The organism is Pseudomonas sp. 11/12A (genome assembly GCF_000800055.1).
GTDB lineage: Bacteria > Pseudomonadota > Gammaproteobacteria > Pseudomonadales > Pseudomonadaceae > Aquipseudomonas > Aquipseudomonas mohnii.
The window spans coordinates 3,187,256-3,200,073 of the sequence record NZ_JUGV01000001.1 but is presented as its reverse complement, the minus strand read 5'-3'; the positions used below and the strand labels follow the sequence as shown (position 1 = coordinate 3,200,073).

Below are 12,818 nucleotides of genomic sequence, written 5' to 3'. Positions count from 1 at the left end.
ATAGCCGGGCACAGACCTGGCTGGCAACTGCAAGGAGAGAACAATGTTCGAGTTATTGATGAGTGCCGACATGATGGTTCCGGACCCGGACGGCATGACGGAAATGTTGGTCGACAAGCTCGGCATCTACAAACACGAACGCTGGCGCCAGGCGTTCGATAATCACCCGTACATTGCGCATTTCCTGCGGGTACACAAATCCCTCGCGGTGTCGCCTACGCGCATCGAACCGCAGTGGCACCTGGATCGGCCGAACCCCGGTGATCCGTTGTTCCATGACTTTCTGGAAAGCCTGAAAGATTTCCAGGGGCATCATCGGCCGATGATCACGCACTCCATCGTGCTGGCCCTGCACGGGGACAAGTTCGACGCGCTGGTAGACAAACTGATGCGTCGTCGCTTGCCGTTCCGCATGGCGCAGCGCACCCCGGAAATGCCGTTCGACCGTTTGTGGCTGGGTGCTACTCCCGAGCAACCGTATTACCAACCCACTGTGGATGGCGGTTTGTGCATTGAGATCATGCCCACCGAGCCTTTGCAGATGCCGCCGGAAACCTATCAGTTGCCACCGATGCAGCCGCGTGATCTCAAGCCCGGCGACATGGTCCGCGTCACCGCCCGTGGCTTCCTGGTACGCGACCTCGATGAAACCCTGCGTAAGGTCTCGACCAACCTCGACTGGGAACCGAGCGGGCCGGTCGAGAGCATCGGCAGCGAAGGTTACCGCCGTGCGCGTATGGGTTTCACCGTGCCGAACAGTGCCACCCTCGATGTGCTCGAGGCGACCTACTGGAACACCGACGCCGGCCACTACGTCAATAACTGGGGGCCGGGTCCGTACTACATCCGCATCGGTGTCAACGATCTGGCTGCCAAGGCCGAGGATCTGCGGTCACGCGGCACGCGGTTCCAGTGGATCGAATCCTCAGAGGCCGTCGGCGGCCGTGCGTTGATCAAGATCGACCCACAAGAACTCAATGGCCAGGTCTTCGAGTTCGAGGAGTGCCCTGTATGAGCACAGCGCAAAAACCGCAGTCTCCCGTGCTGATCAACGATGCGGTGCGCCTTGAGCGTGATGCCATGGTGGGTTGGGTGGTACTGACCCGGCCCCGGCAGATCAACGCCATCAACGACGATATTCGTCAGGGCGTGCCGCAAGCACTGGCGCTGTTGCAGCAAGACCCGGACATTCGCGTGATCGTGATTCGCGGGGAAGGTGAGCGAGGCTTTTGTGCGGGTGCTGATATCAAGGAGCGCCGTGGCCCGGAATCGAGCCTGCAAGTGCGGCAGCGCATGGAACAGGTGCGCTGGATCGAAGCGCTGGATGGCATCAGCAAACCGGTGATCGCTGCCATTCATGGTTATTGCATGGGCGGTGGGTTGGAACTGGTGCTGGCGTGTGACATCCGCTTCGCCGCGCCCGATGCCGTGTTCGCCCTGCCGGAAACCGGCCTGGGGCTGATTCCCGGCGGCGGTGGTACGCAACGGCTTTCCCGAGTGGTTGCACCGGGCCAGGCGTTGGACATGTTGCTCACTGGAGACCGGGTGGGCGCCGAACAAGCGCAGCGCATTGGCCTGGTCAGTCGCTTGGCCAGTGACAATGCCAGCCTGGTGGACGAAGTGCGAGCCTTTGCTCAGCGCATCGCCAGCAAACCACCCACCGCGTCGGCTTTTGTCAAACAAGCGGCTCGGGCGGCACTGGACATGGACCTCAAGCGTGGCCTGGATCTGGAGCTTGATCTGTTCGCCTTGCTGGCCCCGACCAAGGATGCCCGAGAGGCAGCCCAGGCGTTCAGCGAGCGGCGCGAACCGCGGTTTACCGGCGAGTAAAGCGCCACCCAAAACAATAAGGAATAGAACATGAGCACAGGAAAACTGGCAGGGCGAGTGGCCATTATTACCGGCTCCGGTGGCGGCCTGGGCGCTGAGTGCGCACGGGTGCTGGCGTCGCATGGTGCAAGTATTGCGGTGGTCGATATCAATTTCGAGGGGGCCACAGCCGTGGCCCAATCACTCCTCGCCGAGGGTCATCAAGCCTTGGCAATCGCCACTGACGTGTCCTCGGAAGACGCCGTGCGGGCGATGGTTGCTCAGGTTAAACAGCATTTTGGCCGTATCGACATTCTGCACAACAACGCGGCGATCCTGAACGCCGAGCAACGTCAGCTGGACCGCGATTTTGTCAACCTCGACATGCAGGCCTGGGACCGGGCCATCGCCGTCAACCTGCGCGGCGCAGTGCTGTGCACCAAACATGTGATTCCGGTCATGCTGGAGAGCGGCAAGGGCTCGATTATCTTCGCCACTTCGGGTCTGGGCATGCAGGGCGATATGTCCCTGACCGGCTACGCCACCTCCAAGGCGGGGCTGATGATGCTGCCGCGCATGGTCGCCTCGCAATACGGCAAACAAGGCATTCGCGGCAACGCCGTGCAGATCGGCCTGGCGCCTTCGGAACACGCCATGCCTGAACCCTTGCTCGACATCCTGCGCGACAACCACTGCACTGCCGAGCTGGGCACGCCTCGGCAGATTGCCGATGTGGTGGCGTTCCTGGCCAGTGACGAATCCTCCTTCGTCACCGGCACCACGCTGGTCGCCGACGGCGGTTTCAGCAGCCACACCCCCTCCCTGGTGGCGATGCGCGCGCTGTTTGCGCAGATGGGTCGCACCGGCATGTAACCCTTGCCCGGCGCACCCTGTGCGGTGCGCCGCGGTTGATCTTTGCCGCCATAGCCGCCGCGTGCCGCTGTGGTTGAACTTCGACTTGGAATTAATTGATGAACCAGAACCAAAATGCGAGCACTACGGATTTTGATGTGATCATCGTCGGCGGTGGCACCAATGGCCTTTCGGCTGGCTGCTACCTGGGCCTGGAAGGCAAGAAGGTGCTGGTTCTGGAGGCATTGGACAAGGTCGGCGGGATGGCCTCCTCGGGTTACCTGATACCCGAAGCGCCGCAGCATCTGGTTCATCCCTGTGCCCTGGACATGATGTCGATGCGCGTGCATTCCCATGTACCAGCGGAACTGGGACTTGATCGACACGGTTTCAAATCGATAGAGCTTGCGCCGGGGTATGTGTACTTGCACCCGGATGGGCAATCGCTGATCTTCTGGCGCGATCGCGAGAAAACCGCCGCCGAGATCCGCCGGTTCAGCAGCAAGGATGCCGAGGCGTTTCTGCAGTTCATGAAAGTCATCGACATGTTCCTCGATATCGCGCTGCCGATGATGCGTGTCGACCCGGCCAAAACGAACCTCGGCGTGAAGCTGAAAATGCTTGGCACCGCGATCAAACACAAAGCCTTGAAACCCGAATTGATGGCGCTGATGACGGGCTCTGCATTGCAGGCGGCGCGTGAGCGCTTCGAACACCCGCTGACCATTTCCGCAATGTGCGCACTCACTGGCCTGGCGGGGGACATCAGCGCCGATGGCGGTGGCATCTATTACGCCTTGCTTGGTTTCCTCCATCGTTTTGGCGTGGGCCGGGTATTGGGTGGCATGCAGCAGTTGAGCAATGCCATGCAGGCTCGACTGGAAGAGCTGGGCGGGCAAGTGCTGGTGTCGGCCAGCGTCAGTGAAATCGTTGCCAGGGACGGTCTGATCAAAGGCGTGAAACTGGCGGATGGTCGTCAGTTCACCGCACGGGCAGTCATTGCTGGCTGCCACCCCAAGCCGGCGCTGGATATGGTTACCCCCGGCGAGATTCCCAAACACCTGTTGACCCGCATCGCCATGGCGCCGGCCAACGGCAAAGGCTCGGGGCCACTAAAGATAGATGTTGCCTTGCGTGGGCAGATTTCTGTGCCACGTTTCGCTGCCATTCGCGGCGATGGCGTGGATTTGCGTAAAACCGTCATGCTGATCGGCACCGAAGAAGCCGTGCTGGAAAACTTCGCCGCCTGCGCCCGTGGCGAAGTACCGAAATTGCCCTATATCACCGTCGCCGCTCCGAGTTCGGCTGACCCTTCACAAGCGCCAGCCGGGCAGGATGTGTTGTACATCTATCCGCCGGTGATGCCGGTAAATCCCAATGAAGGTTGGGACGCGCTGCGTGAGCGGGTGGCTGATCAGGTACAGGAACAGCTGTATGACTACATCGATGGGATCGAGGGGCAGGTGATTGGCCGACACATCGAGGCGGCTCCGGATTTTACTGCGCGCTTGAACACGGTGAATGGCTGCGTGGTGCATATCGACACCACCTCGATGCGCTCGAGCACCATGCGCCCGGCGTACGGTTTGGGCGGCGATACCTTGCCTGTGGCGGGGTTGTATCTGGGCAGTGCCGGTATTCATCCGGGCGGCGGGGTCAATGGCATGGCCGGGCGCTTGGCGGCCAAGCGGGTGAGCAAGTATTTGCGTAAAAAGGCTGACTGAAGCGGGTCGCTGATTCCAAGCCCAACAGAGAACCCACTGTGGGAGCGAGCAGGCTCGCTCCCACAGGGAAAGCTTATTGGGCGAGAGTGTGTGAACGGTGCTTAAACGCCGTCGACGTTTTTTTCTGCCCCCAGCGAAATACTCGCCAGCACAAAATCCGCCGAGTACTGCCGCCACGTGGCCATGCCTTGCTCCGAGTCCGTATCCAGCCCGGCAAGCGCCGACATCGAATAGCGGTTGGTAAACCAGCCAGTAGTCACCAGCGAAGCGCTGGCCAACAACAGGCGCGGGTTGATGTCTGCGCGAAAATCACCACTGGCCGCCCCCCGCAACAGAATCGCATCGAGCTTGGCAATCAGCTTCGGTGCCATTTCCAGAAAGTGGTTACGCGGCGTTTCGTGGGTGTCATGGTAGCGAATGCCTTCCAGCGCCAGGCTGCCGAGGAAGGGGTCCAGACGGTACTGGTCGAAAAAATGGTTGAGCACGGCGCGCATCGCCACTGGCGGTGAAAGCTCTTCGACATTGAGATTGACCAGCTCGGACATGATGTTGTCCGAGGATTCATCCAGTACCGCTACAAACAGGCCTTCCTTGGAGTTGTAGTAGTGGTAGACCAGCTGCTTGGTGACGCCGGCTTCCCGGGCAATTTCTTCCACTCGCGCACCAGCCAGGCCTTTTCTGGCGAACTCCACGCGCGCTGCCGCGAGCAGGCGATTCATCGTATTGCGTTTGCCCTGTTCGCCACCTTCTCCTGCCTTTACCGCCACCTCGTCCTCCTCATGCCAGTTTTGGCCAGGTTATTCACACCTTGAAGCATTTCCCCGGGGGCCTTCGTTTGACCCCGAGTCAAACGAAGCGGACTACCGGGGCAGACACAACCACATACCATGGGTTGGCAGCCGGGTAATCTTGGTGTGCAAGAAGAATAAAAACAAGACAGGAGCTCCTGATGAGCAACGAAAGCGCAGCACTGGACCTGGCAACCGCATACTCCGCTGTGTCGGAAATGTATCGCGGCACCGACCTGGATATTCACGCGGTGTGCCGCGAGCAACGGTTGAAATCGCCCATCTATGAAGGCGACTTCATCACCCAGTTTGGCGTGCCGACCAATGCCGGCACCCAGCAGGGCACTCGCCCGACCTTCGCCTTGTTCAAATACCAGGATGTAATGACTGTTCTGCGCGACGGTGCGACCTATACCAGCGGTTTTATTGCCGAAGGTCTTGGAGCGTTTTTCGATGGTTTGATCATTCTTGCCATGGACGGTGACGAGCACCGCAAGGTGCGCGCCTTGCTGCAACCGGCCTTTATGCCGGAGACCGTGAACAAGTGGCGCCCCCAGATCGATCAAGTGATTCGCGAGGAGTACATCCAGCCGATGTTGCCGGCGAAGAAGGCCGACTTGATGAAGTTTGGCCTCGAGCTGCCGATTCGCGTCATGTACGCTTTGATGGGCTTCCCCTCGGATGAGCCCTCCAAGTACAAGCAATACGCTGCGTGGGCCTTGGCCATTGTCGGCGGCAACCAGATTGACCCGAGCAAAATGGTTGAAGCGCGACGTCAGGCCGGCATCGCCGTCAAAGGTCTGTACGACGCGCTTGCCGAGGTGGTGGTGCAACGTCGTGCAGAGGGCAGCCAAGGCGATGATGTAGTCGGGCGTTTGCTGCGCGCGGAGTACGAAGGGCGCACGCTGGATGACCACGAGGTGATCACCTTCACTCGCTCGCTGTTGCCAGCCGCGGGCGAAACCACCACGCGCATGTTCGGCTCGGTGATGACCTTGCTGCTCACCACGCCCGGGTTACTGGACCGAGTCAAGGCCGACCGCTCGCTGATCGGCAAGCTGATGGACGAAACCACGCGCTTTGAACCAGTGGCCACCTTCAAGGTGCGCGAAACCGCCAGGGAAGTGGAATTTCACGGCGTGAAAATCCCCAAGGGTTCGTTCGTCCAATGCATGGTGGTGTCCGCCAACCGCGACGAAGACTCCTTTGAAAACCCCGATGTATTCGACATTGATCGCAAGCCAAAACCCTCCTTTGGTTTCGGCTTCGGCCCGCACATGTGCATCGGTCAGTTCGTTGCCAAGGTGGAGATCAGCTGCGCGGTCAACGCGATCCTCGATCTGTTCCCAAACTTGCGCCTCGACCCGAGCGAGCCTGTGCCGCTGATAGGCGGTGCGCAACTGCGCGGCGTGTCCAAGCTCCCGGTGATCTGGGACTGAACCAGGCTGAAAATCCGTTTCCAGGCCTCAACAAAAACAACAGAGGGCATTATGAGAACGTTTAAAACCATTCCAGAACGCGGTGATTTCGGCTTCCAACAATTGGTTGGGCCGCACCAGGTCACAGGCGCGTCGATGTCATCGGAACGCGGCTTCTTCGGCCTGCACCTGAGCAAGAGTTCGCCGTTCGGATCTGTGCGCGATGAGCAAGGCAATATCTATTCCTTCGTCCGCTCGCTGATGGCGCCCAACGGCACACCGAACCCGACCAAGTTCTTTTACCTGAACAATCACGTCGATAACGTCAACCTGCGCATGGACCACGAAAAAATGGCCCGCCAGGCGCTGACACCGCTGCCGGTGCACAGCCTGGAAGGCGATGTCGCGCGCTGGGCCAGCCAACCGGGTGAAGCCGGCAACGGCTGGGAAATCACTGCTAGCAGCGAACGGCTGACCTGGAAAGAAGAAGGCCTGTTTCACCTCGAAGGGCGTCTGCTCGGTCCGGGACTGCAGTGGTATTTACCCGGCGTGGAATGGGGCACCTTCTACGTTTCGCAGTTGTGGGACATCGCCGGTGTCTGTGAGGGGCGTCCGGTCAAGGGCGCCATGGCACTGGACCAGTTCTACATGGCCGAAGGCGGCGCCATTCACTTCAAGAAAGACCTGGTGGTGAACAACAACAAGCATGTGATCTGGTGGTCCTTTGTCACCGTTTATAAAGACGGCACCTGGGATACCGGCTCTTTCATGGTCGGTCACGACCATTTGGGCTACGCCATTTTCAACAATGAGAAAGGCGAGGTTCGGGTCACCACCGATATCGAAGGACAAACCGAACACAAGGACGGCAGCTACTTCCTGAAGTCCGCGAAAATCGTGCTGGAAGGCAAGGAAGAGTGGGAGTTTTTGCCTGATGAGAAGGGCGAGATGATCGACTTCGTCGGCGGCTTCCCGATCACGGCGCAGCAGGAAGGGCGCTGGCGTCGGGTTGGCGATACCCGCGAGCCTTCGCACTGGCTGGGCTGGGGCGAATCGGACCGGCGTAACGGCTCGGCCCGCAACGTTCCAGGCAAGGACCTGTAATCAGCCGGGTGCGCCGGGTTGCGATCATTATCCGGCGCATACGCTGCATCAGTAGCCTCTCTAATAACAACAATGAGGAATCACGATGAAATTCCGTGACAAAGTCGTGCTGGTCACTGGTGCCGGCCGAGGCATGGGCCGCGCCATTGCCCTGGCCTATGCCCGAGAAGGCGCCAAGGTGGTGGTGTCGGCACGCACCGCTCGATACGGTGAAGAAACGATCGCACAGATCAAGGCCCTGGGTGCGCAAGCCTGCCTGGTCGGTGGCGACATCGCCGACCGCGAGGCGATCAAGTCAATGGTGCAAGGTGGTGTAGAGCACTTTGGTGGCCTGGACATCGTGGTGCATTGCGCCGCCGATACTAGTCACGGGCTGATCGCCGAAATGGCCGATGACACTTTTGATCACATCGTTCGCAGCAATATTCAATCGTTGTTCTGGTTGGCCAAGGACTGCGCACCTTATCTGTCGAAAGCCGCCGACAAAGGCCGGCTGATTTTCATCTCGTCCGGCGAAGCCAACCGCAAATACACCCCTCGACTGATTGCCTATGGTTCCAGCAAAGCCTTCATGAATGCCTTCGCCCGTGGCCTGGCGGTGGAATTCGGCGCCATGAATATTCTGGTCAACGTCGTCGAGCCCGGACTGATCGGCACTGACCACATGCTCGAAACCCTTGGCAATGAACTGCCGCATAAACTCGCTGCACATTTCCCGGTAGGGCGTCTGGGCGAGTCCGCCGACATTGCCAACGCCGTACTGTTTCTGACCTCCAACGAGGCTTCCTATATCACTGGCACCTCGTTGCTGGTGGATGGCGGCGCCACCATGATCGCGTTGCCCAAGGTCGAAGAAATCCTCAAGGGCCATTAATCAAGTCGCACGTCCGCGATGGGAGTCAGGTCATGACATCGGATACACGCAGTAGCAACACCACGGCCCACGCTGGCAATGATTTTACCGAGTTCAAGCGCGGCTGGCGCGTGGTTGTGTTAGGCCTGTTTGGCATCTGCACCAGCATTACCGCTGCGTTGCTGTACGCCTTCGGCACCCTGGTGATTCCGCTGGAACAGGCGTTCGGCTGGAGCCGGGGCGACTTGCAAGCCTCCATCACCTTTCTCTTCGCCGGGGTGGCGATTTCCACGCAACTGGTCGGCTGGCTGTACCGTCGCTTCGGCCTGCGCCGGGTGGCGATTGTTTCGATCGTGCTGCAGATCGTCGGTTACTTTGCGATCACGCGGATTCAGGGTTCGATCGGCTGGTTGTACCTGGCGTTTTTCAGCATGCCGATCATCTGTGCCGGCACCATTGCGATCACCTGGACGCAATTGGTCAACCTTTGGTTCGAGCGTAACCGTGGACTGGCGCTGGCCGTGATTTTGTGTGGCACCGGGCTGATGGCAATGATTCTGCCACCCCTGTTGTCGCGGCTGATTGCCGCCTACGGTTGGCAAGCCGGGTTTATTGCATTGGGCGCAATGCCTTTGCTGTTTACGCTGCCCTTGTCATTGATGTGGCTGCGCATGCCGGCGCTGCTCGCCAGTCCTGACGCGACAACGCAGAAGGAACTTCCGGAGCTGTCCGGCATGTCCTTCAAACAAGCATTGCGCTCAGGCATGTACTGGGGCTTTAACGTCGCGTTGATATTGTCGGTGTCGTTGACCGTCGGCATGGTCACCAACATGGTGCCGATGCTGCAAAGCAAGGGCCTGAGTGCGCAGCAAGCCAGCCAGATCTTCAGCACCTTTGGTATTTCCATCATCGGCGGGCGTTTGTTGGTGGGTTATCTGCTGGACCGCTATTCACCTTCGGTGGTGGCCGCCGTGAGCCTGGCGCTACCCGCATTGGGCTGCGCGATCTTTCTCTTTGGCGGGGCGCAGAACACACCGTTGCTGGTGCTGGCGACCCTGTGCATCGGCGCCAGTGCCGGAGCTGAGTTCGATCTGGCGGCATTCCTGATGGCGCGCTATTTCGGCTTGAAGGACTACGCGCGGATATTTGGTCTGCACCTGTGCCTGATCACCATTGTTTCCGGTCTGGTGCCCATGCTGTTCGGCCATCTTTATGACCTGTACGGCAGCTATTCCGCCGTGCTGGTGTGCTGTTTCTGCTGCGCCATTATCGGCCCGACCATTCTGCTGTGGTTGAGGATGGAGCTAAGTTTCCTCGCCCGTCAGCAAAACCTCCAGCTACGACCACATGCCTGAACCCACTTGAGGATGAACGTGAAATGAGCATGGACAAACACACCATCGAGCACTTTCTGCACGGGCAGATCGACTGCTGGAACCGAGGCGATAAAGAGGGCTTTTTCGCTCACTATCGCAGCGTCTCGCCCAACGGCTTGAGTATCGAATACGTCGGCAAGCCGCAGGCTGATGCATGGCAGGTGCTGGAAGGCATGTGGGCGCAGCAGCAAACCAGGGTTCGCGTCGAGGTGCGCCAGTGCATCGTCAATGGCAATGAAGCGGCGTGCCATCACCTGAACGCCTTTCGTGAGCAGGAAGGTGGCATCGAAACGATCGAGTTGTATCGGTTCGAAGATGGAAAGTTGTCCGTACGTTACTTCATCAACCAGTAATCGTTGCGCACAGCCTCGTCAGAAAGGCTGTGCGCGTCGGCGCCTAGACGCCATCGGTGGAATGGGACAACTGCTGCCATTGCTCGATTTCCGCGAGCATCCTGTTGAGCTTGTCGCTGACCTGCTGATAAGCGTCGGAGCCCGCCAGATAACGCAACGGTGGATGTTCGCTGTTGGCCAGGTGCACCAGCGCATCGCCCAGTTTCGCCGGGTTGCCGGTTTGCTGATGGTTGTAGGCGGCCGAAGCGCTTTTGACCTTGGCGGTGAATGCAGCGTAATCCTCCAGCCCGCGGGTACCGAAGACCGCGGAGCTGGGGTCGAGAAAGTCCGTACGGAAAACCCCGGGCTCCACCAGCGTGACCTTGATGCCGAACTGCGTCACTTCCTGGGCCAGGGATTCGGAAAAACCTTCCACGGCAAACTTGGATGCGCAGTACAACGCCGCACCGCCCATCCCGACCATGCCCCCCATTGAAGACACGTTGAACACCCGGCCGCTGCGTTGCTGACGCATGACAGGCAGCACGGCGCGGCAGACGTTGAACACACCAAACACATTGGTCGCGAATTGCTGGGCGGCGTCGCTGGCGAAATTGTCTTCAAACGGCGCCAGTTGGCCATAACCGGCGTTGTTGACCAGCACATCGATTCGTCCAAAACGCGCGACGGCAGTCTCTACGGCGGCAAGCGCCTGGGCTTCGTCGGTCACATCCAGGGCCACTGCCATAACGCGCTCACCGTACTCGGCGAAGACGTTTTCAAGCGGTTCGATACGCCGGCCGCTGACCACCACACGGTCACCGTCGGCCAACGCGGCTTTGGCGATCGCAGCACCCAAGCCTCGGGCCGCACCGGTAATAAACCAGACTTTGTTCATTGCATCGCTCCAGTCGTTGTGCAAAAAAAATGCCGCGTCAGCTTTGAGGCGGGCGCGGCAGCGGGCGTGAAAGATCAGTGCGACGCTCAGTCGCGGTTGGCCGCTTCCCAAGCTTTCAGATCGAACCCGTCAGTGGCGGCTTCGACTGCCGTCAGCTTGGGCGCGCGAGCGAGAATCTTGCGCGCCGCCATGTGATCGCCCATGCGATTACAGGACTCCACGGCCACCAGACGGTCATTGCGGAAGCACAGCACGGACGCTTGATGTTCTTCGACTGAACCGAGCACGACGGTACTGTCATAGCCATGGGAGAGTCCGGCGATCTGCAGTTTCAAGTTGCCTTGGTCGGTCCAGAACCAGGGGAGGGCGCTATAAGGCGCTGGTTTGCCCATCAAGCGTGCAGCCACTGCGCGGCCCTGGTCGATGGCGTTCTGCACCGACTCGAGGCGGGTGTGTAACTCATTGTTTTGCAGGCATGGGAAGCTGGCGACATCCCCCACTGCGGAAATTTGCGGGTCAGAGGTCAGCAGACTGGCGTCCACCTTGATGCCGTTCTCGATGTCCAGACCGGCTTCAGTCGCCAGTTGTGCATTGGGGATCACACCGATACCAAACACCACCAGGTCAGCTGGGAGCGCACGTCCATCACCGGTTTGCACCGCGCACACATTGCCGTTGTCGCCGTCGATGCGGCTCAAGCCTTGGCGAAAGTCAAAATGCACACCCCAGGCTTCATGTGCCTGGCCAAACAGCTCGGACATCTCCCGCGAAACGGCGCGGGCCATGGGACGCTCGCCCAGCTCCAGTACGTGCACGTTAGCCCCTAGGGCAGCGGCCACTGCCGCGAACTCGAGGCCGATAAACCCGGCACCAATCACCACCACGTTGCGCGCTTCTTTAGCCAGCGGCGCCAGCGAGTCGGCATCGGCTTTGGTTTTGATACCGAACACTTGCGGCAGCTCTGCGCCAGGAACCGGCAGGGGGCGGTTGTGCGCGCCGGTCGCCAGCACCAAATGGTCGTAACTGACGGCAGCACCCGAGGCCAATATCACGCGTCGGTTCAGGCGGTCGATCGCGGTTGCCTGGTCATGCAGCAGTTCAATGCGCTGGGTGGTGTAGAAATCCGCAGGACGAAACAGCAGATTGGTCGCCTGAATCTTGCCGAGCAGATAGGCCTTGGACAATGGCGGGCGCTGGTAGGGCAGGCCTGGCTCATCGCCGATCAGGGTGATGCGCCCGTCAAAGCCTTCCTGACGCAGGGAGGCAGCGACCTGAAATCCGGCCTGGCCAGCACCGACGATAACGACTGAGGCGAGGGTCATGGGAGCTCCTTCAAGCGCATTCAGAATTGCGACGACGGCAGGTGCAGAACCATGCCGTCCATGTCTTCGCTGATGATCATTTGACAGCTCAAGCGGCTGCTGTCACGGCGCTCGAAAGCGTACTCGAGCATGTCGTTCTCCATGCCTTCCGCCGCTTGCACTTTGCCCAGCCAGGCATCGTCAATGTAGGTGTGGCAGGTGGCACAACTGCATGCACCACCGCAGTCCGCAGAAATACCCGGCACCGAGGCGAAGGTCGCGGCTTGCATCACTGATTGGCCGATGTCGCCTTTGACCTGATGGGCGGTGCCGTTGTGTTCAATAAACGTCAATGTGGGCATG

13 protein-coding genes are annotated in these 12,818 nt (G+C 59.8%); 9 read left to right on the top strand and 4 right to left on the bottom strand.

Annotated features, from left to right (window positions below):
- The first annotated feature begins 43 nt into the window (after nt 1–43).
- The 4 genes from GQ39_RS14695 to GQ39_RS14680 all read left to right on the top strand — a co-directional run bounded on the left by GQ39_RS14695 (nt 44) and on the right by GQ39_RS14680 (nt 4,385).
- Complete coding sequence (locus GQ39_RS14695) at nt 44–1,015, top strand: hypothetical protein (protein WP_020300811.1); 972 nt, start codon at nt 44–46, stop codon at nt 1,013–1,015.
- Nucleotides 1,012–1,830 carry an enoyl-CoA hydratase/isomerase family protein gene (locus GQ39_RS14690; RefSeq protein WP_047531027.1) on the top strand — a complete coding sequence of 273 codons (819 nt, stop codon included), beginning with the start codon at nt 1,012–1,014 and terminating at the stop codon, nt 1,828–1,830. Before GQ39_RS14695 ends, GQ39_RS14690 begins: the two co-directional genes overlap by 4 nt.
- 30 nt (nt 1,831–1,860) lie before the next feature.
- Nucleotides 1,861–2,682, top strand: a complete 822-nt coding sequence (locus GQ39_RS14685; protein ID WP_047531025.1) for an SDR family NAD(P)-dependent oxidoreductase — start codon at nt 1,861–1,863, stop codon at nt 2,680–2,682.
- A gap of 98 nt (nt 2,683–2,780) precedes the next feature.
- On the top strand, nt 2,781–4,385 hold the full coding sequence (locus GQ39_RS14680; protein WP_047531023.1) for a phytoene desaturase family protein: 1,605 nt from the start codon (nt 2,781–2,783) through the stop codon (nt 4,383–4,385).
- A gap of 101 nt (nt 4,386–4,486) precedes the next feature.
- Here GQ39_RS14680 and GQ39_RS14675 read toward each other — a convergent pair whose 3' ends face one another.
- Nucleotides 4,487–5,152 carry a TetR/AcrR family transcriptional regulator gene (locus GQ39_RS14675; RefSeq protein WP_020300807.1) on the bottom strand — a complete coding sequence of 222 codons (666 nt, stop codon included), beginning with the start codon at nt 5,150–5,152 and terminating at the stop codon, nt 4,487–4,489.
- Between the two features lie 182 nt (nt 5,153–5,334).
- Between GQ39_RS14675 and GQ39_RS14670 the strand changes: the two genes are divergently transcribed.
- The 5 genes from GQ39_RS14670 (at nt 5,335) to GQ39_RS14650 (ending at nt 10,277) form a co-directional block, all read left to right on the top strand.
- The gene (locus GQ39_RS14670; RefSeq protein ID WP_171902596.1) at nt 5,335–6,612 is read left to right on the top strand and encodes a cytochrome P450; all 1,278 of its coding nucleotides are present in this window, start codon (nt 5,335–5,337) and stop codon (nt 6,610–6,612) included.
- Between the two features lie 51 nt (nt 6,613–6,663).
- Nucleotides 6,664–7,695 carry a hypothetical protein gene (locus GQ39_RS14665; RefSeq protein WP_047531019.1) on the top strand — a complete coding sequence of 344 codons (1,032 nt, stop codon included), beginning with the start codon at nt 6,664–6,666 and terminating at the stop codon, nt 7,693–7,695.
- A gap of 85 nt (nt 7,696–7,780) precedes the next feature.
- Nucleotides 7,781–8,569, top strand: a complete 789-nt coding sequence (locus GQ39_RS14660; RefSeq protein WP_047531017.1) for an SDR family NAD(P)-dependent oxidoreductase — start codon at nt 7,781–7,783, stop codon at nt 8,567–8,569.
- A gap of 32 nt (nt 8,570–8,601) precedes the next feature.
- Complete coding sequence (locus GQ39_RS14655) at nt 8,602–9,903, top strand: MFS transporter (protein WP_047531015.1); 1,302 nt, start codon at nt 8,602–8,604, stop codon at nt 9,901–9,903.
- Nucleotides 9,904–9,926: 23 nt separating this feature from the next.
- Complete coding sequence (locus tag GQ39_RS14650) at nt 9,927–10,277, top strand: nuclear transport factor 2 family protein (protein WP_047531013.1); 351 nt, start codon at nt 9,927–9,929, stop codon at nt 10,275–10,277.
- 43 nt (nt 10,278–10,320) lie between these two features.
- Here the strand turns inward: GQ39_RS14650 and GQ39_RS14645 are convergent, their stop codons facing one another.
- From GQ39_RS14645 to GQ39_RS14635, 3 genes are all read right to left on the bottom strand, one after another.
- Nucleotides 10,321–11,154, bottom strand: a complete 834-nt coding sequence (locus GQ39_RS14645) for an oxidoreductase (RefSeq protein ID WP_047531012.1) — start codon at nt 11,152–11,154, stop codon at nt 10,321–10,323.
- Nucleotides 11,155–11,240: 86 nt separating this feature from the next.
- Entirely contained in the window at nt 11,241–12,476 is a 1,236-nt protein-coding gene (locus GQ39_RS14640; RefSeq protein ID WP_047531010.1) for an NAD(P)/FAD-dependent oxidoreductase, read from the bottom strand.
- A 20-nt stretch (nt 12,477–12,496) separates the two neighbouring features.
- A complete protein-coding gene (locus GQ39_RS14635) occupies nt 12,497–12,817 on the bottom strand; it encodes a 2Fe-2S iron-sulfur cluster-binding protein (protein WP_047531008.1) in 321 nt (106 codons plus the stop codon).
- Nucleotide 12,818 lies beyond the last annotated feature (1 nt).

Bases quoted from the DNA above. Each gene is read 5' to 3' on its own strand.
- GQ39_RS14635 (WP_047531008.1), bottom strand. From the start codon at position 12,817: ATGCCCACATTGACGTTTATTGAACACAACGGCACCGCCCATCAGGTC.
- GQ39_RS14645 (WP_047531012.1), bottom strand. From the start codon at position 11,154: ATGAACAAAGTCTGGTTTATTACCGGTGCGGCCCGAGGCTTGGGTGCT.
- GQ39_RS14655 (WP_047531015.1), top strand. From the start codon at position 8,602: ATGACATCGGATACACGCAGTAGCAACACCACGGCCCACGCTGGCAAT.
- GQ39_RS14690 (WP_047531027.1), top strand. From the start codon at position 1,012: ATGAGCACAGCGCAAAAACCGCAGTCTCCCGTGCTGATCAACGATGCG.
- GQ39_RS14680 (WP_047531023.1), top strand. From the start codon at position 2,781: ATGAACCAGAACCAAAATGCGAGCACTACGGATTTTGATGTGATCATC.
- GQ39_RS14695 (WP_020300811.1), top strand. From the start codon at position 44: ATGTTCGAGTTATTGATGAGTGCCGACATGATGGTTCCGGACCCGGAC.
- GQ39_RS14640 (WP_047531010.1), bottom strand. From the start codon at position 12,476: ATGACCCTCGCCTCAGTCGTTATCGTCGGTGCTGGCCAGGCCGGATTT.
- GQ39_RS14670 (WP_171902596.1), top strand. From the start codon at position 5,335: ATGAGCAACGAAAGCGCAGCACTGGACCTGGCAACCGCATACTCCGCT.
- GQ39_RS14650 (WP_047531013.1), top strand. From the start codon at position 9,927: ATGAGCATGGACAAACACACCATCGAGCACTTTCTGCACGGGCAGATC.
- GQ39_RS14665 (WP_047531019.1), top strand. From the start codon at position 6,664: ATGAGAACGTTTAAAACCATTCCAGAACGCGGTGATTTCGGCTTCCAA.
- GQ39_RS14660 (WP_047531017.1), top strand. From the start codon at position 7,781: ATGAAATTCCGTGACAAAGTCGTGCTGGTCACTGGTGCCGGCCGAGGC.
- GQ39_RS14685 (WP_047531025.1), top strand. From the start codon at position 1,861: ATGAGCACAGGAAAACTGGCAGGGCGAGTGGCCATTATTACCGGCTCC.